20 protein-coding genes are annotated in these 24,669 nt (G+C 61.2%); 8 read left to right on the top strand and 12 right to left on the bottom strand.

Translation table 11 applies throughout. The features are described from left to right. Nucleotides 1-369 precede the first annotated feature (369 nt). The gene (locus AB4O36_RS19075; RefSeq protein WP_460140012.1) at nt 370-7,485 is read left to right on the top strand and encodes a retention module-containing protein; all 7,116 of its coding nucleotides are present in this window, start codon (nt 370-372) and stop codon (nt 7,483-7,485) included. 70 nt (nt 7,486-7,555) lie between these two features. On the opposite strand, the gene AB4O36_RS19070 is transcribed toward AB4O36_RS19075, so the two are convergent. Then, nucleotides 7,556-7,915, bottom strand: a complete 360-nt coding sequence (locus AB4O36_RS19070) for a YbaN family protein (protein WP_460126794.1) — start codon at nt 7,913-7,915, stop codon at nt 7,556-7,558. A 40-nt stretch (nt 7,916-7,955) separates the two neighbouring features. Further along, nucleotides 7,956-8,543, bottom strand: a complete 588-nt coding sequence (locus AB4O36_RS19065) for a UPF0149 family protein (RefSeq protein WP_192302196.1) — start codon at nt 8,541-8,543, stop codon at nt 7,956-7,958. Between the two features lie 406 nt (nt 8,544-8,949). Here AB4O36_RS19065 and recQ point away from each other — a divergent pair, with 406 nt between their 5' ends. From recQ to AB4O36_RS19045, 4 genes are all read left to right on the top strand, one after another. Beyond that, the gene (gene recQ, locus AB4O36_RS19060) at nt 8,950-11,076 is read left to right on the top strand and encodes a DNA helicase RecQ (RefSeq protein WP_460140011.1); all 2,127 of its coding nucleotides are present in this window, start codon (nt 8,950-8,952) and stop codon (nt 11,074-11,076) included. 129 nt (nt 11,077-11,205) lie between these two features. Then, nucleotides 11,206-11,640: a MarR family transcriptional regulator gene (locus AB4O36_RS19055; protein ID WP_460117215.1), complete on the top strand. Its 435-nt coding sequence runs from the start codon at nt 11,206-11,208 to the stop codon at nt 11,638-11,640. A gap of 127 nt (nt 11,641-11,767) precedes the next feature. Then, nucleotides 11,768-13,531, top strand: a complete 1,764-nt coding sequence (locus AB4O36_RS19050) for a FimV/HubP family polar landmark protein (RefSeq protein ID WP_460117214.1) — start codon at nt 11,768-11,770, stop codon at nt 13,529-13,531. Nucleotides 13,532-13,576: 45 nt separating this feature from the next. Further along, nucleotides 13,577-13,864, top strand: a complete 288-nt coding sequence (locus tag AB4O36_RS19045; RefSeq protein WP_460117213.1) for an Rdx family protein — start codon at nt 13,577-13,579, stop codon at nt 13,862-13,864. Here the strand turns inward: AB4O36_RS19045 and AB4O36_RS19040 are convergent. Together AB4O36_RS19040 and AB4O36_RS19035 are read right to left on the bottom strand one after the other, a co-directional pair. Further along, nucleotides 13,858-14,751: a DMT family transporter gene (locus tag AB4O36_RS19040; RefSeq protein ID WP_460117212.1), complete on the bottom strand. Its 894-nt coding sequence runs from the start codon at nt 14,749-14,751 to the stop codon at nt 13,858-13,860. The genes AB4O36_RS19045 and AB4O36_RS19040 overlap by 7 nt on opposite strands. Before the next feature lie 90 nt (nt 14,752-14,841). Further along, a complete protein-coding gene (locus AB4O36_RS19035; RefSeq protein ID WP_460117211.1) occupies nt 14,842-15,606 on the bottom strand; it encodes a helix-turn-helix transcriptional regulator in 765 nt (254 codons plus the stop codon). A 135-nt stretch (nt 15,607-15,741) separates the two neighbouring features. On the opposite strand from AB4O36_RS19035, the gene AB4O36_RS19030 reads away from it, so the two are divergent. Continuing rightward, nucleotides 15,742-16,557: a UDP-2,3-diacylglucosamine diphosphatase gene (locus AB4O36_RS19030; RefSeq protein ID WP_460117210.1), complete on the top strand. Its 816-nt coding sequence runs from the start codon at nt 15,742-15,744 to the stop codon at nt 16,555-16,557. Nucleotides 16,558-16,602: 45 nt separating this feature from the next. Here the strand turns inward: AB4O36_RS19030 and AB4O36_RS19025 are convergent, their stop codons facing one another. Both AB4O36_RS19025 and AB4O36_RS19020 read right to left on the bottom strand, forming a co-directional pair. Further along, nucleotides 16,603-17,193, bottom strand: coding sequence for an HD domain-containing protein (locus AB4O36_RS19025; protein WP_460117209.1), 591 nt, complete (start codon nt 17,191-17,193; stop codon nt 16,603-16,605). A gap of 41 nt (nt 17,194-17,234) precedes the next feature. Then, nucleotides 17,235-17,546 (bottom strand): Mpo1-like protein, encoded by a 312-nt coding sequence (locus tag AB4O36_RS19020; RefSeq protein WP_460126792.1) that lies wholly within the window; start codon nt 17,544-17,546, stop codon nt 17,235-17,237. A gap of 160 nt (nt 17,547-17,706) precedes the next feature. On the opposite strand from AB4O36_RS19020, the gene AB4O36_RS19015 reads away from it, so the two are divergent. Then, nucleotides 17,707-18,768 (top strand): AraC family transcriptional regulator, encoded by a 1,062-nt coding sequence (locus AB4O36_RS19015; RefSeq protein ID WP_460117208.1) that lies wholly within the window; start codon nt 17,707-17,709, stop codon nt 18,766-18,768. On the opposite strand, the gene AB4O36_RS19010 is transcribed toward AB4O36_RS19015, so the two are convergent. Beyond that, a complete protein-coding gene (locus AB4O36_RS19010; RefSeq protein ID WP_460117207.1) occupies nt 18,725-20,179 on the bottom strand; it encodes a TrkH family potassium uptake protein in 1,455 nt (484 codons plus the stop codon). The genes AB4O36_RS19015 and AB4O36_RS19010 overlap by 44 nt on opposite strands. A 121-nt stretch (nt 20,180-20,300) precedes the next feature. Here AB4O36_RS19010 and AB4O36_RS19005 point away from each other — a divergent pair, with 121 nt between their 5' ends. Beyond that, nucleotides 20,301-20,864, top strand: a complete 564-nt coding sequence (locus tag AB4O36_RS19005; protein ID WP_460140010.1) for an NAD(P)H nitroreductase — start codon at nt 20,301-20,303, stop codon at nt 20,862-20,864. 130 nt (nt 20,865-20,994) lie between these two features. On the opposite strand, the gene AB4O36_RS19000 is transcribed toward AB4O36_RS19005, so the two are convergent. The 5 genes from AB4O36_RS19000 to AB4O36_RS18980 all read right to left on the bottom strand — a co-directional run bounded on the left by AB4O36_RS19000 (nt 20,995) and on the right by AB4O36_RS18980 (nt 24,669). Next, on the bottom strand, nt 20,995-22,335 hold the full coding sequence (locus AB4O36_RS19000) for a sensor histidine kinase (RefSeq protein WP_460117205.1): 1,341 nt from the start codon (nt 22,333-22,335) through the stop codon (nt 20,995-20,997). Nucleotides 22,336-22,551: 216 nt separating this feature from the next. Beyond that, the gene (locus AB4O36_RS18995; RefSeq protein ID WP_460117204.1) at nt 22,552-23,001 is read right to left on the bottom strand and encodes a Spy/CpxP family protein refolding chaperone; all 450 of its coding nucleotides are present in this window, start codon (nt 22,999-23,001) and stop codon (nt 22,552-22,554) included. Nucleotides 23,002-23,160: 159 nt separating this feature from the next. After that, a complete protein-coding gene (locus AB4O36_RS18990) occupies nt 23,161-23,838 on the bottom strand; it encodes a response regulator transcription factor (protein WP_460117203.1) in 678 nt (225 codons plus the stop codon). A 7-nt stretch (nt 23,839-23,845) separates the two neighbouring features. Next, the gene (locus AB4O36_RS18985; RefSeq protein WP_460140009.1) at nt 23,846-24,259 is read right to left on the bottom strand and encodes a translation initiation factor 2; all 414 of its coding nucleotides are present in this window, start codon (nt 24,257-24,259) and stop codon (nt 23,846-23,848) included. Between the two features lie 110 nt (nt 24,260-24,369). Further along, nucleotides 24,370-24,669: a YciI family protein gene (locus AB4O36_RS18980; RefSeq protein ID WP_008156126.1), complete on the bottom strand. Its 300-nt coding sequence runs from the start codon at nt 24,667-24,669 to the stop codon at nt 24,370-24,372.

Genomic DNA, 24,669 nt, shown 5'->3' with positions numbered 1-24,669 from the left:
GCTTATCTACGGTTCAGATAAAGTTCCAACAACATTTCGACATAGGGCGAAGAAGTGCTGGAGGGGAGGGAGGCGGGACGATTTTTGAGCGACGGTTTTTTGTCGTTCGGTGCTTCAAAATCGTTACGCATCGCTCGCAGGAGGGATGGATTCGCAATAGCACCCCAATGTGATTGATTGCATTGGGTTTTAGGCTGAGGCGCACATCCCGGACGCGAGCGAATCGCCTGGCGAGTTTGTCGCCGGGGCGGCGGCTTGCTGGATCAGGCCGCGGCCCGGCAGACGTTCCGCCGATGACATGCCCAAGCCACAAGCCGTTCTTCGCAAACAACAGGATGCCAACAGCCGTTGGCAGCGGAGGAAATGCATATGGCTACGCTCATCGGTATCGTCAGTAAGGTCATTGGTCAGGTGTTCGCCGAGTCCGGCGACGGCACTCGCCGCGCGCTGATCGAGGGGGATCGACTGTTTGCCGGCGATCAACTGGTGACCGGGGCCGATGGCGCCGTGGCCGTGCATTTGCAAAATGGCCAGGAACTCACGCTTGGGCGTGGCAGCAGCCTGCAGATGAACACGCAGTTGCTGGCGGACCGCGTGCCGCATGTCGACACCAATGACGCGGGAACGCCGACCCAGGCGCAACTGACCGACGTCGAGCAAATCCAGAAAGCCATTGCGGCCGGCGATGACCCGACGCAAAGCGCAGAGGCCACGGCAGCAGGCCCTGGTGCTCCTGGCAACCCCGGGGGGGGCGCCCTGGGCGGCGGCCATAGTTTTGTGATGCTGGAGGAAGTCGCCGGGCGGGTCGATCCGACCGTCGGTTTCCCTACGGCGGGCTTCAACGGCATTCCCGAGTTTCCCCGCGGACTACTGGCGGGTGATCCGGACAACGGCGGCCCGGATGCACCGATTGCCCCGATCGTGCCTGATGCTCCGGACAATCCCGTCACCCTTACGGGCTTGACCGTGGAGGGCGGCGAGCTGACGCTCAATGAAGCCAACCTGGAGAGCGGCACCCTCAACAATCCGGCAGCGTTGACCCAGAATGGCACGTTCTCGGTGTCCGCACCGGACGGGTTGAACAACCTCAGTGTCGGCGGGATCAACGTGGTCAGCAACGGCGTGATCGCCGGTTTTCCTCAGGTGATTACCACGCCGTTGGGCAACACCCTGACCGTGACCGGTTACAACCCGGCTACCGGCGTCGTGAGCTACAGCTACACCCTCAACGGCAACGAAACCCATTCGGCGGGTGACGGCCCGAATAACCTGAGCGAGCACTTTACCGTGGTCGCCAGCGACAGCGATGGTGATACCGCCACTGGCTCGCTCGACGTCAACATCACTGACGACGTGCCCAAGGCAATCGACGACAGTAACGCCGGTACGGCCACGTCGAATCACCTGACCCTGGAAGGCAATGTGCTGACCAACGACGTGCAGGGCGCGGACCGAGTACCGACCGGCCCGACAACTGGGCCGATCACCGCGGGTACGTTCGTCGGCACTTATGGCACCCTGGTCCTGAATGCCAACGGCACCTACACCTACACGCTCAACACCAGCGATCCGCAATTCCAGGCACTGCACGAAGGCGGCAGCGGCACGGAAACCTTTACCTATGTGCTCACCGATGCCGACGGAGACAGCAGCACGGCCAACCTGGTGCTGAACATTCAGAACCACGGCGTCAGCCTGGGTGGCCTGGACGTCACAGGCGGCGAGATCACCGTCTACGAGAAAAACCTCACCGAAGGCACCGACCCTGATGCGACGGCGCTGACCCAGACCGGCACCTTCACCGTCAATGCAGCCGATGGCCTGCAGAGCCTCACCGTGGGCGGCATCGCGGTGATCAGCGGCGGTGTTGCCGCAGGATTTCCGCAGACCATCGTGACCGACAGCGGTGCGCAATTCATTATCACCGGCTACGACCCGGCAACCGGGGTGGTGAGTTACAGCTACACCCTGAAGGACAACAGTGCTCACCCGAATGCCGATGGCACCAACAGCATTTCTGCGAGCTTCGACGTCGTTGCGACGGATACCGATGGCAGCACGGCCACCGGCCAGATCAACGTTAACATCGTCGACGACGTGCCCACCGCCCATGCGGACAAGGCGTCGGTCGGCGAGGGCGGGATCATTTCCGGCAACGTGCTGGACAACGATGTGCGCGGCGCCGATGGTCTGGCGGCGGGCGGTGGCGTGGTCGGCGTGCGGGCGGGTTCGGACACCTCGACGCCGGCTCACGGAGGTCTGGGCACCCAGATCAACGGCACCTACGGTTACCTGATCCTGGATGCCCAGGGCAATGCCGAGTACCACAGTTATCCAAACGCGGTGAACGGCTCCGGTGAGAGCGATACGTTCACCTACACCATTCGCGATGCCGATGGTGACGAGAGCACGACCACGATCACCGTCGACGTGATCAACAGTTGCCTGACCGTGGTGGGCACGGCTGAAACAACGGTCTTCGAGAAAGCCCTCGACCTCACCAAGGACGGCCAGGACCTGGCTCCAGGCACTGTCGAAGGCAGTCAGCCGGGGCACACGGGCGAAACCGCGACCGGGACCCTGGTTGGTACGGTGACCGGTGGCGCCGGTCATACCTTCGCATTGGTGGGCAGTGCAACGGGCACTTACGGTGAGATTCTGATCAACCCCGACGGCACTTACACCTACACCCTGACCTCGCCGGCCAGCACTTCGCCGCAGGCGAACGACGGTGCCAACACCGTCTCTGAAACCTTCACCTATCAGGTCACCGACTCCCAGGGGAATACGGTCACCAGCACCCTCACCGTCAACATCGTCGATGATGTACCGACCGCCCACGCGGACCAGGCCTGGGTCGGCGAAGGCGGGATCATTTCCGGCAACGTGCTGGACAACGATGTCAGCGGCGCCGATGGCTACGTCGCGGGTGGTGGCGTGGTCGGTGTACGGGCGGGCTCGGACACCTCGACCCCGGTCCACGGCGGCCTTGGCACCCAAATCAATGGTACCTACGGTTACCTGATCCTCGATGCCCAGGGCAATGCCGAGTACCACAGCTATCCAAACGCGGTGAACGGCTCCGGTGAGAGCGATACCTTCACTTACACCATTCGTGATGCCGATGGGGACGAGAGCACGACCACGGTTACCGTCGACGTGATCAACAGTTGCCTCACCGTGGTAGGCACTGGCACCGCGACCGTCTACGAAAATGCACTGGACCTCACCAAGGACGGCCAGGACCTGGCACCGGGCACCGTCGAAGGCAGCCAGCCGGGGCACACGGGCGAAACTGCGACCGGCACCCTGGTCGGCACAGTCATCGGCGGCGCCGGTCACACTTATACGCTGGTGGGCAGCGCGACTGGCACCTATGGCCAGATCCTGATCAATCCGGACGGGACCTACACTTACACCCTGACCTCGCCGGCCGACACTGCGCCACACGCGAACGATGGCGCCAACACGGTCTCCGAAACCTTCACCTACCAAGTCACCGATTCCCAGGGGAATACGGTCACCAGCACCCTCACCGTCAACATCGTCGATGACGTGCCGACCGCTCATGCCGACAAGGCGTGGGTCGGTGAGGGCGGGATCATTTCCGGCAACGTGCTGGACAACGATGTCAGCGGCGCCGATGGCTACGCCGCCGGTGGTGGCGTGGTCGGCGTACGGGCTGGCTCGGACACCTCGACTCCGGTCAGTGGCGGGCTTGGCACCCAGATCAACGGCGCTTATGGGTATCTGATTCTTGATGCCCAAGGCAACGCGGAATACCACAGCTATCCGAACTCGGTGAATGGCTCCGGTGAGAGCGATACGTTCACTTACACCATTCGCGATGCCGATGGTGACGAGAGCACCACGACCATTACCGTCGATGTGATCAACAGCTGCCTCACCGTGGTGAAAGGCAGCGAAGTGACCGTTTATGAAAATGCGCTCGACCTGACCAAAGATGGCCAGGACCTGGCACCGGGTACCGTCGAAGGCAGCCAACCGGGGCACACGGGCGAGACCGCGACGGGCACCCTCGTCGGAACCGTCACCGGTGGCGCCGGCCACACCTATGCATTGGTGGGCAGTGCAACGGGCACCTACGGTGAGATTCTGATCAACCCGAACGGGACCTACACTTACACCCTGACCTCGCCGGCCAGTACCACGCCGCACGCGGACAACGGTGCCAACACAGTGACTGAAACCTTCACTTATCAGGTCACGGATTCCCAAGGAAACACGGTCACCAGCACCATCACCGTCAACATTGTCGACGACGTTCCCACCGCCCATGAGGACAAGGCATCAGTGGGCGAAGGTGGGATCATCTCCGGCAACGTGCTGGACAACGACGTCAGTGGCGCCGATGGCTACGCGGCGGGTGGTGGCGTGGTGGGCGTGCGTTTCGGTTCGGACACCTCGACTCCGGCCCACAGCGGTGTCGGTACCCAGATCAATGGCACCTACGGCTACCTGATCCTCGACGCAATGGGCAATGCCGAATACCACAGCAACCCGAACGCGGTGAACGGCTCCGGTGCAAGTGACACCTTCACCTACACCATCCGTGATGCCGATGGTGACGAGAGCACCACGACCGTCACCGTCGATGTGATCAACAGTTGCCTCACGGCTTCGGTCGATAACGAAATCACCGTCTACGAGAAGGCGCTGGACCTGAGCAAGGACGGCCAGGACCTGGCCGCCGGCACGGTGACCGGCAGCGACCCGGGCCACACCGGCGAAACCGCTTCCGGCACCCTGGTCGGTTCTGTCACCGGCGGCTCGGGGTCGATCACCTACACCCTGGTGGGCAATGACCACGGCACTTATGGCCAGATTCAGCTCAACCCCAACGGCACCTACACCTACACCCTGACGTCGCCAGCCAGCACCAACCCTTCGTCCAACAACGGCGCGAATACGTTGAGTGAAAGCTTCACCTACAAGGCGACTGATAACCTGGGCAACACCAGTATCAGCACGATCAAGGTCAACATCGTTGACGATGTGCCCAAGGCTGTCCCTGCCGAGCGCTCCGTGTCGGCGGCGGAGGTCGACACCAACCTGCTGCTGGTGATCGACGTGTCGGGCAGTATGAAGGACGCGTCCGGCGTGGGTAACCTGTCTCGCCTGGACCTGGCCAAGCAGGCGCTCAATGCCCTGCTCGACAAGTACGATGATCTGGGGGACGTGAAGGTGCAGATTGTCACGTTCAACAGTGACGCTTCGGACAAGACGCCGGTGTGGGTCGATGTGGCCGGCGCCAAGGCGATCATCGCCGGCTTGAAGGCGGGCGGTGATACCAACTACGACGCCGCCGTGGCGGTGGCGAAAGATGCCTTCGATACTGGCGGCAAAATCGACGGGGCGCAAAATGTCAGCTACTTCGTCTCTGACGGAAAACCCAATCTGGGTGCCATCGACTCGAGCGACGAAGCGAGCTGGAAAGGCTTCCTCGAAGGCAACCACATCAACAGCTACGCGATTGGCCTGGGCAACGGCGTGAGCAATTCGCACCTTGATCCACTGGCCTACAACGGCAGCGCCGGCGTCGGTCAGGGCAGCAACACCAATGCGACCGTCGTGACCGACCTCAACCAGCTCAACTCGGTGCTTTCGGGCACAGTGACCGGCGCGCCCGTCACCGGTTCGCTGCTGGGCGAGGGTGGTTCATTCGGCGCCGACGGTGGTTTCGTCAAGTCGATCACCGTTGATGGCACCACCTACACGTTCGACCCCAAAGGCAACAGCAACCAGGGTTCGCTGAATGTCAGTGGCGGTGCCAACCACGGCACCTTCAACACCACCAACAATACCCTGAGCATTGCCACCGGCGGCAAGGGCACCCTGGTGGTCAACCTCGACACCGGCGAATACACCTACACTTCGCAGACGGCCACGACCAAGGTCATCACAGAGAACATCAGCTACACCCTCAGCGACAACGACGGCGACCTGGCCAGTTCCACCCTGGTGGTCAAGGTGGTGCCGAACGCGCCACCAGTGGCGATGGCCGATCACGTCATCACCAACGTGCTGTCGGGCAATATCACATTGCCGGGTGACGCGCTGCTGGCCAACGACACCGATCCAAACGGCAATGCGCTGAGCGCCTCGCCGACCACGTTCAACACCGGTTGGGTCGCCAAGGGGGCGGACTTCACCGGCAGCAATCCGAACGTCAGCTTCACGAATGGCAATGTGCAATCCATTGCGCTTGCCCGCAGTGCCTTCGTCGCCAATGCCACCGCCATGACAGCGATGCTGGTGGTCAGCGGTGCACTGGGTGCCGTAAGCAATAACAACAGCAATGACGTTGACCGCATCACCGTCAACCTGAAACAGGGAGAGACGCTCAGCCTGGATCACAATCTGGCTGCCGGTCACGTGACGCTGGAATATTCGCTCAACGGAGTCGACTACCAGTTCATCGGCAATGGCCAGTCGATTACCGCCCAGGCTGATAGCACTTACCAGATCCGTGTCACCAACATCGACGACGGTGGCAAGTACGGCAAAGGTGCAGAAAACTACAAGCTGACCATGACGGTCGATTACTCAGGGGCCCATGACGTCACCCCGGACTACCACGGCACCTACACCGCCAACGACGGCCACGGCGGCAGTGATAGCGCCGCTGTGAGCATCTCCTACCAGGACGGTCACACGCTCACTGGCACCACCGGCGATGACGTGTTGGTGGCGGGTGCTGGCAGCAACGTGATCAACGCCGGCGACGGCAACGATGTGCTCACCGCAGGGGCCGGCAACAACGAACTGCACGGCGAGGCCGGCAACGACCTGCTGTACAGCGGCGCTGGAAACGACCTGCTCGACGGCGGCACCGGCATCGATACCGCGAGCTACGCCCACGCCACCGCCGGGGTCAAGGTCGATCTCAGCCTGCTGACCCCACAAAACACCGTGGGCGCCGGCATCGACAAGCTGACTGGCATCGAAAACCTGATCGGCTCCGATTACAACGACACACTGATTGGCGACCACGGCAACAACGTACTCGTTGGCGGCCTCGGTCACGACGTGCTTAACGGTGGCGGGGGCGATGACCTGCTGATCGGCGGCATGGGCAACAACACCCTGACCGGTGGTGCCGGTGCCGACACCTTCCAGTGGCTGCAGGGCAACAGCGGCCACGACGTGGTCACCGACTTCAACCCGGGCATCGACAAGCTCGACCTGTCGCAGTTGTTGCAAGGGGAAAACGGCACTGCGGCGTCGCTGGATGATTACCTGCACTTCAAGGTCACCGGCAGCGGCGATTCACTGGTCACCTCCATCGACGTCAGTGCCATGGCCGGCGCCGCGCCGAACCAGACCATCGACCTGGCCGGTGTGGACCTGGCCAGCCATTACGGCGTGACACCTGGTGCCGGTGGGGTGATCAACGGTGCGGACACGGCAACCATCATCAACGGCATGCTCAATGACCATTCGTTGAAGGTCGATACGGTGTGACCTGAGGCCGAGACGACAAAACCCGCCATCCCCGATATGAGGATGGCGGGTTTTTTGTGCCTGCAAAGGATCAGGTCAGCGTTTTCTGCCTGAGAATGTAGATCGTCACCAGCACTGCGCTGGTCAGCATGAAGCCGCGTGCCCAGGGCAGCGGCACCAGATAACAGGAGAGCAGAATGCTGAACCACATCAGGCCGATGGCGTAGACCTTGCCCTTGAGTGGAATGCCGTTGCCCTCCAGGTAATCACGAATCCACGGACCCAAGCGTGGATGCTCCACCAACCAGTGGTAAAAGCGGGGTGAACTGCGAGCGAAGCAGGCAGCGGCCAGCAACAGGAAGGGTGTGGTGGGCAACACCGGCAGGAAAATACCGATCACTCCCAGCGCCACGCTGAGCCAGCCGATGGCCAGCAGCACGTAGCGCAACATCAAGGGCCGGTTGCCTATGGGGTTGTCCACAGGCACAACCTTAGTGGTGGCGTGGCTTGAGGATCGCCGGTTTTTCGTCTGGCGCGTTGCACAGCAGGTACAGCGCCGTCAGGGCTTCCGGAATTTGAACGATCATGTCGTCCATCAGGTTGGCGTCCGCCGCGATGTCAGAGAACTCGGGCTGCTCGTCGAACAGGCCGGAGCCGACCATGATCGGCAGGAGCATTTCGCTGACTTCTTCTTCGGCGGTTTCGAACCAGGCCGCTTCGCGCAGGAACACGCCCTCCATGAAGCCGATGCACCAGCCGCGCAGGTCGGAGTCGTCCGGGTCGTCGCCCAGGTCCAGCTCGCAAGGCAGCTCGAACTCTTCGTCCGACGCCAGTTGGCGGGCAATGTGCGCCTTGAGGGCGAGCAGGGTGGATTCGATCGCTTCACGCTCGGTATCGTCCGCGTAGTGCGGCTCTTCGGCGAAGAGGGCATCGATCCACTCGCGGTCCGGAACCTGCTCGGAACAGATCGACAGCGCGGTGAGGTAGCCATGGGCGGCCACGTAGTCCAGCGCCTCGTCATGCAGTTCATCGGCGTCGAGGAAGACTTGCAGGCGGGTCAGTTGCTCAGCGAAGGACATTAAAGGGCTACCTTGGGAATTAAACAGATGCGGGAATTCTAGGCCTTCTTGAGCACACAGGCCAGCCGCGCGGTGTAATCGATCCGCAGAACACCGCCATCCCCCCTGTGGGAGCGGGCTTGCTCGCGAAGAGGGCGTGTCAGGCGACATCAACGTCGTCTGACCCACCGCATGCGCGAGCAAGCCCACTCCCACAGGGGATCTCAGTGTATTTGAGTTCCAGTGTCTTCTCAGCGGCACCCTGCGCACTGAAGGCCTCGGGTATACTTGCGCGTTTTGTGATGCCCTGCCGGCGTTGCGGCTCAAATGTACAGCGTCATGCAATGCGCACTTACCATTTGCCAGTGCAGCGTTGTCGCTAGTGAACCAGCCTTGCAGGGATGTTTCGGTGATTTTTGGAGTTTTTATGCTCGAACAGGCTCAACGCGTCCTCAAGGACATCTTCGGCTACGACAGTTTCCGTGGCCGCCAGGGTGCAATCATTGAGCGCGTGGCCAGCGGCGGCGATGCCCTGGTACTGATGCCTACCGGGGGCGGCAAGTCCTTGTGCTTCCAGGTGCCGGCGCTGTTGCGCGAAGGCCTGGCGGTGGTGGTTTCTCCGCTGATCGCGCTGATGGACGACCAGGTCGCGACCCTTGAAGAACTGGGCGTTGCGGCGGCCTCGTTGAACTCCACGCTGAGCGCCGAGCAGCAACGCGACCTTGCCGAGCGGATCCGCCGTGGCGAAGTGAAAATGCTCTATCTGGCACCCGAACGCTTGGTCCAGCCGCGCATGCTGGCATTTCTGCAAAATCTCGATATCGCCCTGTTTGCCATCGATGAAGCCCACTGCGTTTCGCAATGGGGCCACGATTTCCGTCGCGAATACCTGCAACTGGGACAACTGGCGGAATTGTTTCCCCATGTTCCGCGCATCGCCCTCACCGCGACCGCCGACAAGCGAACCCGTGAAGAGATCGTCGAGCGCCTGCACCTGCAGAATGCCGAGCGTTTTCTCTCCAGTTTTGACCGCCCGAATATCTTTTACCGCATCGTGCCCAAGGAACAGCCGCGCAAGCAGTTGCTGGCGTTCCTCGCCGAACGGCGCAGCGATGCCGGCATCGTTTACTGCCTGTCGCGCAAGAAAGTCGACGAAGTGGCCGTGTTCCTCAGTGAACAGGGCTTTCCTGCGCTGCCGTATCACGCGGGGCTGGCCAACGAAATCCGTGCCGAGCACCAGCGGCGATTCCTCAATGAAGAAGGCCTGATCATGGTGGCCACGGTGGCGTTCGGCATGGGCATCGACAAGCCGAACGTGCGTTTCGTCGCGCACCTGGATTTGCCCAAATCCCTTGAGTCCTACTACCAGGAAACCGGTCGCGGCGGCCGTGACGGTCTGCCGGCAGACGCGTGGATGGCCTACGGCCTGCAAGATGTGGTGATGCTCAAGCAAATGCTGCAAAACTCCGAAGGCGACGAACGCCACAAACGCCTGGAGCAGCACAAGCTCGATGCGATGCTGGCGCTCTGCGAGGAAACCCGCTGCCGTCGACAGACGTTGCTGGCCTACTTCGACGAAGACATGCCCGAGCCGTGCGGCCACTGCGACAATTGCGTCGATGGTGTACAGACCTGGGATGCCACCGAACCGGCTCGCCAGGCGCTCTCGGCGATCTATCGCACCGGCCAGCGCTACGGCGTCGGCCATCTGGTGGATGTGTTGCTGGGCAAGGACAACGAAAAGGTCCGCAGTTTTGGTCACCAGCATTTGTCGGTCTACGGTGTGGGCAAGGCGATGGGCGAGAGCGAATGGCGCTCGCTGTTCCGGCAACTGGTGGCGCGGGGTTTGGCCGACATCGACCTGGAGGGCTACGGTGGACTGCGCCTGAGTGATACCTGCCGACCGCTGCTCAAGGGCGAAGTCACCCTGGAACTGCGTCGTGACCTCAAACCACAGACCACGGCGAAAAGCAGCAAGAGCCAGGCGAGCCAGTTGGTGCGCGGGGAGGAGCGCGAGCAATGGGAAGCCTTGCGCGCCCTGCGTCGCAAGCTTGCCGAAGAGCACGGCGTGCCGCCTTACGTCATCTTCCCCGATTCGACCCTGCTGGAAATGCTGCGCAGTCAGCCGACTTCGCTGGCGGAAATGGCCCGGGTCAGTGGCGTCGGTGCTCGCAAACTGGAGCGTTACGGCGAGGCGTTCCTCGAAGTGCTTGGCGGTCAGGTCGAGGCACCGAAGGCGGTGGCCGACGTTCGCCACGAATTGATCACGCTGGCACGCGCCGGCATGACCCCGTTGCAGATTGCCGGCCAACTGCAATGCTCGGAAAAGAATGTCTACACCATGCTCGCCGACGCCATCGGCCAGCAGCAGTTGTCGCTGGAGCAGGCGCTGGATTTGCCGGAAGAACTGATGGGTGAAGTGCAGGATGCATTCCTCGACGGTGAAGGCGAACTGCCGTCGGTTGCGCAGGTCGCTGAACTGTTTGCCGGGCGGGTGCCTGAAGGGGTGTTGTACTGCGTCCGGGCTGCGCTGCAATCGGAATTCGAGATCTGACGCGCAAAACTTGATCTCGGTCTATTGATGTAACGATTCAGTGCAGAGCAAACCTTGCCTCGAGTCGAAGGCCATGCTTAGCTGACTAATAATTAGTTTTATCGATTTCAGTCTAACCATGAGTGTTTTATGCCGTTAACCGAACAACACCGCTTTGGCATGCAATTGGCCCAGATGTCTCGCGGCTGGCGTGCCGAACTGGATCGCCGGCTGGCCGGCCTGGGTTTGTCGCAGGCGCGCTGGCTGGTGCTGCTGCACCTGGCGCGTTTCGAAGCAGCACCTACCCAAAGGGAGCTGGCGCAAAGTGTCGGCGTCGAAGGGCCAACCCTGGCACGCCTGCTCGATAGCCTGGAAGGTCAGGGCCTGGTGCAGCGCCAATCGGTGGTGGAAGACCGCCGGGCAAAGAAAATCGTACTGTGTGCGCCGGCTCGCCCTTTGATCGAACAAATCGAAACCATTGCCACCCAACTTCGCCACGAAGTTTTTCAAGGTGTCGATGAGGCGGATCTGAAGGTGTGCATGCGGGTTCACGGGCACATCCTGGCGAATCTGGAAAAATTATGAGGCACAAACGAATCTCGGCTTTTTGAGAACCCCCGCTGAGCAGACTATAAAGAACTAGTAGGCAATATCGTGTTCGTACCGGATATGCGAACACGCGTGGTTGTGTTCTGTTATCTAAGGGATGCTCATGCTTGAGAGTCGGCACGTAGTACTGCGAGGGTTCGCCAGGTGTTTGCTGGCCGTTGGATTAGTGGCTTACTCGGCATGGGCGTCCGCGCTGGGGCTGGGGGAAATCACCGTGCATTCGGCGCTTGATCAGCCGTTTCGCGCCGATATCGCCCTGGAAGATGCAGCAGGACTGGAGGAGAGCGACCTGTCGGTCAGTCTGGCGACAGCGGATGAATTCAGTCGTGCCGGCGTCGAGCGCGTGTTCTTCCTCAATGACCTCAAATTCACCCCAATCCTGCGCGGCAATCGCCACCTGATCCGCGTGAGTTCCAGCAAGGCCGTCACTGAACCCTTTCTCGATTTCCTCGTCCAGGTCAATCAGCCCAATGGACGTGTGCTGCGCGAATACACGGTGCTGATCGATCCACCGGGCACGCCGGGCATCGTACCGGTTGCCGATGAGCCGGACACCCGCACGGCGAATTCTCCGTTTCCAAGTGTCACGCCGGCTGCCGCTGCGCCCCCTGCGGCGAAGAAACCTGCCACAGCCACGCAGCCTGCTTCGCCTGCCGCTGCGGTTGCCGATGAATCCGCCGAGCAGTTGGCCGCCAGCGTGCTGAGCAACCAGCAGCTGCAAAAAAACGTCGACGAACTGAACGCCAGGCTGCAAGCCCAGGACGAACAGATTGCGGCACAGAAAAAACAGATCACCGAACTGCAAACCCGTCTGGCGGAAGTCCAGACGGCACCAGCGGCCGCTCCGCAACAGGCAATACCGGCGCCGGTCGCGGTTGAAGAGCCCGAAGGCATCAACTGGCTGCTGGTTGTCGGTTTGCTGGCATTGATCGCCTCGTTGCTGCTGGTGGCGTTCGTTCGGCGTCAACGCCAGCAAGCTCGGGCGGTGCCCGAAGACTCACCCGCATCGGCGTCGCGCCATGAACCGGTGCTTGAGCCGGTCTTTGAACCGGTGCAACAGTCTTCTCTGTCGAAACCTGAACAAGACCATCACGACGAATCGCCCACCGGCGATGTGTTGGAAGGTGTGGGCCTTTATCTGACTTACGGTCGTTTTGCCGAAGCGGCCGCCCTGTTGCGCGATGCGCTGGCCAAGGAACCCCAGCGCACGGATCTGGCCATGCAATTGCTGGACGTTCTCGGTAAGCAGGGTGACGAACCCGCCTACAACGCCCAGGAAAAAAGCCTACGCGAGGCGGGGTTCGATCCACTGCAACTCCGGGACATGCGAACCCGTTTTCCTAAACTGAGCAAGCCCGCGCCGGTTACAGCGATACCCGTCGTCGCGGCCGCCGCCCCCGTCGTGACTCCCACGATCGAAAACAACGCTGGCGATGAGTTTCAGTTGAACCTCGATGAGCTGTCGATGGATTCAAACTGGGATCTGGTCAGCCCCTTCGAAGGCAGTGAAATGGCGGAAAAACCAACGGATCCGGCATTTGCATCGAACCTGCATGTGTTGCCATTCGAGATGCCGGGAGAACCGACGCGGGATGAGCCCGAGCTGGAGTGGATTGCCGAACCGGATGCCCAGACGCTGGACGATGACTTTCTCAATGAGTTCGCTGATCCCGGTCAGTCGCTTGAGCTTGAAGCGCTGGAGCTGGAACCGTCGGGGACGAGCAACGCGGACAAACTGGAACAGGCGCAGACCTGCATCGATGAGGGTGATCTGGACAGCGCCATTGACCTGCTTAACCAGTTGCTTGAAGACGCTGATGAACCACTCAAGCAAACCGCACGTACGTTGTTGGCCGGTATCCGCTGAGCCTCTATCATGACGGCGCCCTTTGGCTCAGGAATCTGCCCCGTCATGAATACGCAAAAACCCGAAATTGTCATCACCTACTGCACGCAATGCCAATGGCTGTTGCGTGCCGCCTGGTTGGCGCAGGAACTGCTCAGCACCTTTGGCGACGATCTGGGCAAGGTGTCGCTGGTGCCAGGCACCGGCGGAGTGTTCCACGTTTTCTGCAATGGCGTGCAGATTTGGGAGCGCAAGGCGGACGGTGGTTTCCCCGAGGCCAAGGTGCTCAAGCAGCGGGTCCGTGATCAGATCGATCCGGACCGCGACCTCGGGCACAACGATCGCGCTCAGTGAGAGGCGGCTTCGGCAACCATCACTTTTTTGCCGGGTCCGCCTGACAATCTGGCAGACACCACAATGGCGACGATGATCAAGGCGCCACCAATCAGCATGCGCAGCGTCGGATTTTCGTTGAACAATAGCCAGGCCACGGTAATGCCGTAAACCGGCTCCATGGCGAACACTACTGCGGCGGTCCTGGCCTTGATGACGGCGAGGCTGGCGACGAACAGGCTGTGGGCCAGGCCCGTGCAGAACACCCCGAGCAGGGCAATCCACAGCCAGTCGAGCGCGCGGACTTCGATCAGTTGAGGCGCGGCCACCGGCAACAGGCATACCGCAACCACCACGTTCTGGCACAGCGCTGCCTGTACCGGGGCTATTTTTGTGGAGCTGGCACGGTTGGTCAGCGACAGCAGTGAAAACAGCAAGCCGGACCCCACCGACCAGAGCAGCCCGATGGTGGCGCCACTGGCGAGGTCGAAGTCCGGTGTCACCAGCACCAGTCCGACACTCACCAGCACCACCAGGATGATTTCATTGGCACGAATGCGCTCGCGGAAAATCAGCCCTTCGAGGATGACGGTGAACGCCGGGAAACTGGCAAAACCCAGGGTGGCAATGGCGACACCGGCGACTTTCACGGAAATGAAAAAACTCACCCAATGGCCGGCCAGCAGCAGGCCACCGAGCAGCAGGCGGCACCAATCCGAAGCGTTGAGCTTGTGCCAGCGCCTTTGGCTGGCCAGGCGTGAGAATACGCCGAGGGCGAGCACGGCGAAGGCTGCACGGCCAAAAACGATGATGGCGGGGGAGGCGGCGGCGAGTTTACCGAGCACGCCGGTCAGGCCAAACATCAGGGCACCGATATGCAGGGCGCCAAGGGCGGTACGGGGAGTCATTGCAATCCTTGGAGAACGTTGAGCCACGCTGACGGGCATCGTCAGTGGCTCCATTAAAGCGCATCGCCTCCCGCGCGGTCTGTCGCCAGGCTAGCGAGTTTTGTCGCTGGCCTCTCGTCGCAGTTTTCCTGGTGAGGTGCCAAATTCGCGAAGCACGGCTGCGCAAAATGCACTTTGTGAACTGTAGCCTGCCCGGACGGCAATCTCGCCAATGGGCAATGCCGAGGTGCGTAACAGCCGCACCGCCATATGCAGGCGTCGACTGCGGATGTAGTCCATCGGCGTCTGGCCGCATTCGGCAACGAACCGCGCGTGCAGCCGTGCAGTGGACAGGCCGCAGATACGCGCCAGATCAGCCACTTGCAGTGGGTAGGCTGCACACTGGTCAATGTGGGCATTGAATTCGGCGTAGGGCAGTCGGCGTCCGCCGCCTGTCTCGGGTACGACCCCGTTGAGACTGGCCAGCAGCAATACGGCGCCCTGTTGCGCAATGACCGGGTCGTTGACCGGGCTGTTCGCCAGCCAGTTGACCAGGTTGTCTTGTGCAGTATTCAGTGGCAGGCGCCCGGGATGGTCGAGCAGGTGCCGGCTGGCGTCGGCATGATCGCCAAGGTTTTGTGTCACCCACCCGTCACTCGGCACATCCAGCACCAGGCAGCGGCTACCGTTGGGGCTGCCACAGGCATGGTGGAAGCCGGAAGGAACCACCACGAAACTCTGCTGGACCACTTGGCTGCCACGCCCGTCGACTTCGAAATCCAGTGCGCCCGACAATCCGAACACCAGTTGCGCGTGGTCGTGGCTGTGGACGATCTGGTCATGGGTGTATTGGCGCAGTGTGAGCAGCGGTCTCATCGCGGGTCTCCCAAATAAGGCTGACAGTTTACACCGCGCTCGCCCTGGCGCGTTGTCACAGGACTGACTCGCGCCTGTCATGGGCGATTAACCCGCTCGGCGCAAGCTTGCAAAAACAATCGCAGAGGGTTGCCCATGACCAGCGCCGAGCTCGCCAAACCCAGTCGTAAGCAACGTGTGCGAACCTTGTGGATTTCCGATGTGCACCTGGGCACCCGGGATTGCCAGGCCGAACACTTGTCGCAGTTTCTCAAGGGCTACCACGCCGACAGAATCTACCTGGTCGGCGACATCATCGATGGCTGGAAGCTGCGCGGCGGCATGTACTGGCCCCAGGCGCACACCAATGTGATCCGCCGCCTGTTGACCATGAGCAAGCGCGGTACCGAAGTGATCTACGTCACCGGCAACCACGATGAATTCCTGCGGCGCTATTCCAAGCTGATTCTTGGCAACATCCAGTTGGTGGACGAAGCGATACACGTGACTGCAGACGGTCGCCACCTGCTGGTGATCCACGGCGATCAGTTCGACGTAATCACCCGTTATCACCGCTGGCTGGCCTTCCTCGGTGACTCGGCCTACGAGTTCACCCTGACCCTCAACCGGTGGCTCAACCACTGGCGCGCTCGTTATGGCTACGGTTACTGGTCGTTGTCGGCGTACCTCAAGCACAAGGTCAAAACGGCGGTCAGCTTTATCAGCGACTTCGAAGAAGCCATCGCCCACGAATGTGTCAAACGGGAGTTGCACGGGGTGGTGTGCGGCCACATTCACCACGCCGAGATACGCAAGGTTGGCGAGGTGGATTACCTCAACTGCGGTGACTGGGTGGAATCCTGCACAGCACTGATCGAGCACTGGGACGGCTCGATCGAGCTTTATCGGCTGGCGGATGCCCAGGCGCGAGAGGCGGAATTGAAGGCCCTGAAAATCCCGGAACCTGCCTGACCTCCTGTAGGAGCGGGCTTGCCCGCGATGAATTCCCTCGGTCCATCAGGCCGGCGCATGCTCGGCCATCGCCGCCTTGTAGATCGACTGCTTGGGCTGCGTAAACAGCCGTTGCATCATCGGTTCGAAGAAACTCAATGGCAGCGTGTCGTAAGCCGGGTCAAATGCCGCCGCATCGTATTTGGCACAAAACTCGATGGTCGCCTGGTACTGCGGATGGTCGCTGAATTGCTCGCGTAGATGCCGGTCCATGCCCAGGTGATGAAAGAAGTAGTAGCCCTGGAAGATTCCGTGCTTCTCCACCATCCACAGGTTTTCGGCACTGACGAAAGGCTTGAGAATCGCTGCTGCGATGTCCGGGTGATTATAGGAGCCCAAGGTGTCGCCGATGTCGTGGAGCAGGGCGCACACCACATATTCCTCATCGCGACCGTCGCGCCACGCACGGCTGGCGGTTTGCAGGGAATGGGTCAGGCGATCGACCGGAAAACCGCCAAAATCACCCTCGAGCAGTTTCAGGTGCGCCATGATCCGTGTCGGCAATTGTCTGGCGTAGGCACTGAAATCTGCGGCGATGATCGCCCAGTCCTCTTGCGTGCCATCCTGCATGTGGGTGAAGCGGGCATTGGCATTCATCGCTCATCCTCTTGTTCTGTACGAGGGGGGCAGCCTCGGGCCTAGAACGGCACGCGGCCCAGGACCATGTCGCGGTACATGACGAAATCGCCGAGCAGGCTGTAAAAAGGGTGCTGAAAGGTCGCTGGCCGGTTCTTCTCGAAAAAGAAATGCCCGACCCAGGCGAAACTGTAGCCTGCCAGCGGGAGCGCCAGCAGCCACAGCCACGCGCCTTTGCCAATGCTCAGGGCCACGATCAGGATGACCAGCGTCGTGCCGATAAAATGCAGTCGTCGGCAAGTGCTGTTGCTGTGCTCACTCAGGTAATACGGGTAAAACTCAGCAAAGCTGTTGAAACGCCTGATATTTTCCACGACCGCGATCTCTGTGTTTATTGTTATGACTGCAAGTTGTTCTGCGGGGAGCTTATTTGAGTCTAGAGTGATCATTGGCGTCAGCCAGTGACAATGGGCGCCACTTTAGTATCCTTCGGAAATTGGCCGTAAGATGCGGCTCTTCATGTAAGTAAACGCCATGAGCGAAAGAACGACTTCTGCAAGCTGGGCGATGGGGATTGTCAAGGCACTGGAAATGGACGGTCTGGATTGCCGGGCGTTGTTCAAGCAGCTGGGGCTCGACTACGCGTTACTGGAAGATCCGGACGCGCGCTTCCCGCAGGATTCCATGACACGGTTGTGGCAGCGCGCCGTCGAGCTGTCCGGCAATCCGGCCATTGGCCTCAACATGGGCAAGGTGGTGAGACCGGCCTCCTTCCATGTAGCCGGTTATGCCTTGATGTCCAGCCAGACCCTGGCCGATGGCTTCAAGCGGCTGGTGCGCTATCAGCGCATCATTGCCGAAAGTGCCGACCTGAGTTTTCGTCTTCTGGATGAAGGTTATGCGCTGATCCTGACCGTGCACGGCGATCATCTGCCACCGACCCGACAAAGCGCCGAGGCTTCGCTGGCTTGTGCGCTGGCCTTGTGCGGCTGGTTGAGCGGACGCACGCTGCATCCGCACAAAGTGCTGATCCAGGGTGAGGAACCCGTCGATCTCGAACCCTATAAACAAGCCTTCCATGCCCCGTTGGTGTTCAACGCGCCGTATGACGCGCTGATTTTCGAGCGCGCTGACATGGAAGCGCCGCTGCCAACCGCCAACGAGGCGATGGCGCTGCTGCATGATCGCTTTGCCGGGGAATATCTGGCGCGGTTCTCCGAGAGTCGGGTGACCCATAAGGCTCGCCAGGTGTTATGTCGCCTGCTGCCCCAGGGCGAACCCAAGCGCGATGCAGTGGCGCAGACCCTGCACCTGTCGCAACGCACCTTGCAGCGACGATTGCAGGAAGAAGGCACCAGTTTCCAGACCCTGCTCGATGACACCCGTCGCGAACTGGCCGAGCAGTACCTGGCGCAACCGACCATGACCCTGCTGGAAATCGCCTACCTGCTGGGGTTCGCCGACCCGAGCAATTTTTTTCGCGCTTTCCGTCGCTGGTTCGATGCCACCCCCGGCGAGTACCGGGTGCGGCTGTTGGAAGCGCCTAACCGGGTCAGTGACGCCAGAACGCCGGAATACACAATACGAACACCGTAATGATCTCCAGTCGGCCCAGTAGCATGCCGAACGAGAGGATCCACTTGGCGGCATCCGGCAGGCTGGCGAAGTTGCCCGCCGGGCCGATGGTTTCACCCAGCCCCGGGCCGACGCCGGACACGGTGCTTGCCGCCCCCGTCAAGGCGGTCATCCAGTCGACTCCCAGCAACGACAGTAGCAGTGCAATAACGCAGATGGTGATGGCGAAGAAGAAGGAAAACGTCAGGATCGAGCGCACGATTTCTTCGTCGAGTCGGTGACCGTTGTACTTCTGCTTGATCACTGCGCGCGGGTGTATCAGCTGGTTAAGGTTGGCCTTGAGCAGGATGTAGGCGACCTGGAAGCGGAAGATCTTGATCCCGCCCGCCGTCGAGCCGGAACAGCCGCCGACAAAACCCAGATAGAAGAACAGCATCAGGGAGAAATTGCCCCAGAGGCTGTAGTCCCCCAGCGCAAAACCGGTGGTGGTCACCACCGAGGTCACGTTCAGCGCCACATGGCGCAACGCATCCAGCCAGTGCAATTGGGTGGTCCACCAGTACCAGGTGCCGAGCACCAACCAGGTCACCAGCAACATGCCGAGCAGGCCCTGTACTTGCTGGTCCTTGAGCAGAGCCTTGCGGTTACCGCGCAGGGTCGCCACGTACAGGGTGAATGGCAGGCTGCCCAGAATCATGATGACGATGGCCACCCAGTGCACCGCCGGTTGTGTCCACTTGGCCAAGGACAGGTCGGAGGTGGAGAAGCCCCCGGTTGAAATCGCCGACATCGCATGGTTGATCGCGTCGAACGGACTCATGCCGGCCCACCAGAAGGCCAGGCTGCCGAGAATGGTGATACCGACGTACGCCGCCACGATCAGGCGCGCGACCATGTGCGAGCGGGGCATGACCTTTTCCGAGCGGTCCGACGATTCGGTCTGGAACAGGCGCATGCCACCAATGCGCAGCAATGGCAGGATCGCAACCGCCATGCCGATAAAACCGATGCCGCCTATCCAGTGCAGCAGCGAGCGCCACATCAGGATGCCCGGAGACATGCTGTCCAGGTGGTTGAGCACCGTGGAGCCGGTCGCCGTGATCCCGGACATGCTTTCGAAGAACGAGTCGGTGTAGCTGATGTGCTGGGTCAGCAGGAACGGCAGTGCGGCGAAAATGCACACCACCAGCCAACTGCTGACCGTCAGCAGGTACATGTCCCGCGGACGCAGGTGCACATGCTCGGGGCGACCGGGGATCACCAGCGCCAGGCCGGCCAGGAAGGTGATCATGCTGGACCAGAGGAACGAGGGCATGTCGCTGGTGCGGTCGAAAATGATCAAGGTGGCCATGGGCACCACCATGGCGATTGCCAACGTGATCAGGAAGAGGCCGATGATGAAACCAATGGTTCGTAAGGTCGGCAACGCCATGAAGTCCGCTCGGGCTGAAAGGGGGAAGGGCGCCATTCTACCCATGGGGCAGGGCATGTAAACCGGCACTGCCGGACGCTTACCGCTAGAATAGCCGGACAATTTTTTCAGGAGGTGGCCGATGCAGGCTCTCGACGCTTTGCTCAACCGTGTTTCTGTTCCGCGTTTGCTCGATCCGGCTCCGACCGCAGCGCAGCGTGAAGTGCTGTTCAACGCGGCGATGCGCGCTCCGGACCACGGTCACTTGCAGCCTTGGCGCTTCCTCACCGTCGAAGGCGCAGCACGGGAGCAGATGGGCGAATTGCTGGCCGAAGCGGCGAAACTGCAGGACAGCGAAGTGTCGGAGGCGGCGTTGGACAAGGCCCGTAACGGGCCGTTGCGCGCGCCACTGGTGGTCGTGGTGATCGCGCGGTTGCAGGATCACGTGAAATACCCGAAGTCCGAACAACGGCTGGCGGCAGGTTGCGCAGCCCACGGGATTTTGCTGGCGGCCTATGCGCAGGGGATTGGCGCCGTGTGGCGCACCGGTGAACTGGCCTACTCGCCGCACGTGGCCAAGGGCCTGGGTCTGACTGAAGGCGAGGAGGTGATTGCCTTCCTGTACCTCGGCACGCCGCAGAAAGACCCGCGTGTAGCGGAGAAAGAAGACCTGACGAAGTTTGTCAGCGCGTGGTCGGGTCAGTAATTGACAGAACTACCCACCCTGTGGGAGCGGGCTTGCCCGCGATAGCGGTCTTTCAGTTTAAAAATTTGGTGACTGACACGCAGCTATCGCGGGCAAGCCCGCTCCCACAAGTGGGGCAAGTACGACCAAGTTACGGCTGCGCCACCACCCCCGGCACCAGCGGCAACTCCAGCGTGGCCACAAACCCGCCCTGCGGATGATTGGCCAGCGCCAGGCTGCCGCCATGCCGTTCCGCCGCACGCCGGGCGATCGCCAACCCCAGGCCATGGCCCGCTGCGGTCTGCCCGGGCGCCCGGTAAAACGGTTCGCCCAGCTGACTCAAATGCTCGTTGTCCACACCAGGACCATGGTCGCGCACCTGAACCACGATTCGTTCGCCTTGACGCCGAGCCTGCACTTCGATCGGTTGACCGACCGGGTTGAAGCGTTGGGCGTTGCGCAACAGGTTATCCACCGCGCGTTCGATCATGGTCGGCCAGCCCCTGAGGCTGAGGTTTTCCTCGGCGTCCAGGTCGACGGTCTGCTCCGGCGAGCCCAGTTGCGCGTCCTTCTGCAGGGTGCTCAACAGCGCATTGAGATCGACCTCTTCAGCGCTGGCGTTGTCGGCATCGACCCGCGCCAGTACCAGGATCTCGCTGATCAGTGCTTCCAATCGATCACACTCGCGGGTCAGGCGCGGTGACAGTTTTTCGCGCTCCTGCGGGCTGGCTCGCTCGGCCAGCGCCAGCGCAATGCGCAATCGTGCCAGCGGTGAGCGCAGTTCATGGGACACGTCACGCAGGAGCTGTCGCTGACTGCCAATCAGGCTTTGCAAGCGTGCGCCCATGCGATTGAAATCGTTGGCCAGTACGCCGAACTCATCGCGACGATTGGCCAGTTTCACCAGGCTGTTCTGTTGGTAAGTGGTTTGTCCCAGGTCATGCACCGCGCCACGCAGGCGACTCAGCGGGCGAGTGATGGACAAGGTCACGAGCAGGCTGAACAGCGTCAGCACCACCAGTGCGATGCCCAGGGCGCTCAGTGGCCAGAGCAGGCTTTCGCGGTGCCAGGCGTCCAGTTCCGGGTGGGGAATTCGGTAGATCAGCAGATAGGTGTCGCCGGTCTTGGTGCTGGTGTACTCATCGGTCACGCGGCGCCAAGGCAGGCGTTTGTCATCGTTGTTCTGGCGCGCTTCGAAGGCGGCGGCACGGCGCGGGAAGGTGCCCCGCACCACCGGATCACCGCTTTCGTTGAACACCTGGACATCGATGTGATACTGGCGTTTGCGCTGTTCGAGGATGTCCTGGGCTGCGTCTTCACCCTGCGCCTCGTAGGTCTGCGTCCATTCCTCGGCCAGGGTGTTGAGGCCCGGATGACGGCTGAGGATCCAGGCGTCCTGGTTAAGCATGTGCCCGAGCAGGATCGACAGCCCGGCAACCAGGGCGATGGCCAGCCAGAAGCTGGCCAGGATACGCCAGAACAATGAACGCACGGAAATCTCCAGGCAGACGACGATGGATGTGGCCCCGCCATTCACTGTAGGAGCGAGCTTGCTCGCGATAGCGTACTGTCAGTTGACCTATTTGCAGACTGACACACCGCCATCGCGAGCAAGCTCGTTCCTACAGGTTTCCGGCGTTGCCATAAACACCCGGGAGCAGCAAAAACAAACCCGGCGGTATCAACCGCCGGGTTCGGGGTTAACGCATTATTGCGCTTTTTGCGGTTGTTGCGCTTTCCAGGCCTTGAACTCGGCCCATTCAGCTTGGCGCTCCGCTCGCTTTTTCTGGATTTCGTCGAATTTCTTCTGTTGATCCGGTTTCAGCAGCGCCCGTACATCGGACTCGGCTTTCTTGTGGTTGGCCGCCATCTCGTCTTTCATGGCTTTCTGGTCCGCTGGCGAGAGTTTCTCCAGGTACTTGTCGACCACTTGCTTACGCTCGTGCATCTGCTCGCCCATGATCTTGCGGATCTGCTCGCGCTGTTCGCGGCTCAGGTCCAGTTGGCTGTAAGGGCCTTTACCGCGCATCTCGTGCATCTGGCCGCCGTGGCGAGGGCCGTCCAGCGGGCCACCCATGGGGCCAGCACCTTCAGGCATGGCCATGGCAACGGTGGGCAGGGCAGCTGCGAACATCAGGGCGATAAGAGTCTTGCGCATGGTGAATCTCCTTGTCTCGTTCCCGGTACGTTCCGGATGAGTTCAGATTACGGAGTTCAAGGTCAGCGGCGGTCAGCGCAACGTAAAGCTTGGGTAAAGACGATTTCGTCGCGTGCTGACACATCAGCAGCCGTGCGTGAGCCCGGCTGCCGCAAAAGGTCAGAGACTGTAGTAATAACCGCGGCTGCGCAGGGCGACGATGCGGGGGCGGCCGTCAGGGTGGGGGCCGATTTTCTTGCGCAGGTTGCTCACGTGCATGTCCAGGCTGCGGTCGTACAGGGTCAGTTTGCGGCCGAGGGCGATTTGCGCCAGTTCCTGCTTGTCCAGCGGTTCACCGGGCTGCTTGAGCAAGGCTTCCAGCAAGCGACTTTCGGAGACGGTCAGGCTGAACTCCTGTTCATCGATGCTGACCACGCCACGCACCGGGCTGAAACACAGGTCGCCCAGTTCAAGCTGGCTGGATACCGCTGCCGGATGACTGCGACGCAGCACGGCGCGCAGGCGGGCGGTCAGTTCCCGGGGGTCGCAGGGTTTGGCCAGGTAGTCGTCGGCGCCCAGTTCCAGGCCGAGGATGCGGTCCAGCGGTTCGCCTCGGGCCGACAGCATCAACACCGGCAGATCCGGGTGGTCGCCGCGCAGTTGCTTGAGCAACTCAAGACCGCTGCCGTCCGGGAGCATCACATCCAGCACCACGGCCGCCGGGGAGGTTTCGGCCAGTGCCCGGCGGGCGCTCTGGCCATCGTGGCAGGCACGCACCTGGAACCCTTCCTGGCTCAGCCAACTGACCAGCAGCTCACACAGCTCCTGGTCATCATCAATCAGTAACAGCTCGCTCATGACTCACTCAATTTAGCCATTGTCGACGTTTTCGACTTGCACCACTGGCGAAGATACCGCAGAGCAGAGCCAAAAGCGCAACTCCCGCACCGATCACGAACCATTGCTGCTGATCTGTGAGGAAACGTTGCAACGGACTGCTGGCCTGGGCCTCCTTGAGTTGCAGCTTCAATCGCTGGTTCTCCTGGCGCAACCGCGCCAGTTGCGCGCTTTCACGTTCGGCATCGACATTTTGCAGTTGTTTGCTCAGTTCTTCCCGCTGCGCCTCGCTAGCCTTCAAGCGTTGCTGCAACTCGGTGATCTGGGCGCCGGCGCTCAAGGACAGCGGCGTCGAATGGCTGCCCTCGGTGGTTTCCTCACCGTGGGCGGGCGCGACAATCGACAACGTGACCAACAGCAGACACAACGGACCTTTGCGCATGGCAACTCCTGAATTCCAATCGAGTATTGGGCAGGTTGTCGGCAGGCAAACGAGAATAATGAGCGATTGAGAGCGCGATGAACCGCGAAGGTTCATCGCGAGCCAGGACTTTAAGGCAGGACTTGCTTGAATGGCTTGACCGAAACGTTGGCGTAGACGCCGGCAGCGATGTACGGGTCGGCATCGGCCCAGGCCTGGGCGGCGCTCAGGGAATCGAACTCGGCGACGATCAGGCTGCCGGTGAAACCCGCTGCGCCCGGATCATTGCTGTCGACCGCAGGGTGCGGGCCGGCCAATACGATACGGCCTTCGCCCTTGAGCACTTGCAGACGCTCGAGGTGCGCGGGGCGCGCGGCCAGGCGGGCTTCCAGGGAGTTGGCGACGTCTGTGGCAATGATTGCGTAAAGCAT

The sequence above is a fragment of the Pseudomonas sp. S2_E01 genome, assembly GCF_054668365.1.
Note: the sequence above shows the minus strand (reverse complement) of the source record. Positions and strands in the feature narration are given on the sequence as shown.

Excerpts from the sequence above, each read along its gene's own strand:
- AB4O36_RS19030 (WP_460117210.1), top strand. The coding sequence starts at position 15,742 with ATGACCAGCGCCGAGCTCGCCAAACCCAGTCGTAAGCAACGTGTGCGA.
- AB4O36_RS19040 (WP_460117212.1), bottom strand. The coding sequence starts at position 14,751 with ATGACTCCCCGTACCGCCCTTGGCGCCCTGCATATCGGTGCCCTGATG.
- AB4O36_RS19075 (WP_460140012.1), top strand. The coding sequence starts at position 370 with ATGGCTACGCTCATCGGTATCGTCAGTAAGGTCATTGGTCAGGTGTTC.
- AB4O36_RS18995 (WP_460117204.1), bottom strand. The coding sequence starts at position 23,001 with ATGCGCAAGACTCTTATCGCCCTGATGTTCGCAGCTGCCCTGCCCACC.
- AB4O36_RS19065 (WP_192302196.1), bottom strand. The coding sequence starts at position 8,543 with ATGTCCTTCGCTGAGCAACTGACCCGCCTGCAAGTCTTCCTCGACGCC.
- AB4O36_RS18985 (WP_460140009.1), bottom strand. The coding sequence starts at position 24,259 with ATGCGCAAAGGTCCGTTGTGTCTGCTGTTGGTCACGTTGTCGATTGTC.
- AB4O36_RS19035 (WP_460117211.1), bottom strand. The coding sequence starts at position 15,606 with ATGAGACCGCTGCTCACACTGCGCCAATACACCCATGACCAGATCGTC.
- AB4O36_RS18990 (WP_460117203.1), bottom strand. The coding sequence starts at position 23,838 with ATGAGCGAGCTGTTACTGATTGATGATGACCAGGAGCTGTGTGAGCTG.
- AB4O36_RS19070 (WP_460126794.1), bottom strand. The coding sequence starts at position 7,915 with ATGTTGCGCTACGTGCTGCTGGCCATCGGCTGGCTCAGCGTGGCGCTG.
- AB4O36_RS19015 (WP_460117208.1), top strand. The coding sequence starts at position 17,707 with ATGAGCGAAAGAACGACTTCTGCAAGCTGGGCGATGGGGATTGTCAAG.
- AB4O36_RS19010 (WP_460117207.1), bottom strand. The coding sequence starts at position 20,179 with ATGGCGTTGCCGACCTTACGAACCATTGGTTTCATCATCGGCCTCTTC.
- recQ (WP_460140011.1), top strand. The coding sequence starts at position 8,950 with ATGCTCGAACAGGCTCAACGCGTCCTCAAGGACATCTTCGGCTACGAC.
- AB4O36_RS19005 (WP_460140010.1), top strand. The coding sequence starts at position 20,301 with ATGCAGGCTCTCGACGCTTTGCTCAACCGTGTTTCTGTTCCGCGTTTG.
- AB4O36_RS19045 (WP_460117213.1), top strand. The coding sequence starts at position 13,577 with ATGAATACGCAAAAACCCGAAATTGTCATCACCTACTGCACGCAATGC.
- AB4O36_RS19025 (WP_460117209.1), bottom strand. The coding sequence starts at position 17,193 with ATGAATGCCAATGCCCGCTTCACCCACATGCAGGATGGCACGCAAGAG.
- AB4O36_RS19050 (WP_460117214.1), top strand. The coding sequence starts at position 11,768 with ATGCTTGAGAGTCGGCACGTAGTACTGCGAGGGTTCGCCAGGTGTTTG.
- AB4O36_RS18980 (WP_008156126.1), bottom strand. The coding sequence starts at position 24,669 with ATGCTTTACGCAATCATTGCCACAGACGTCGCCAACTCCCTGGAAGCC.
- AB4O36_RS19055 (WP_460117215.1), top strand. The coding sequence starts at position 11,206 with ATGCCGTTAACCGAACAACACCGCTTTGGCATGCAATTGGCCCAGATG.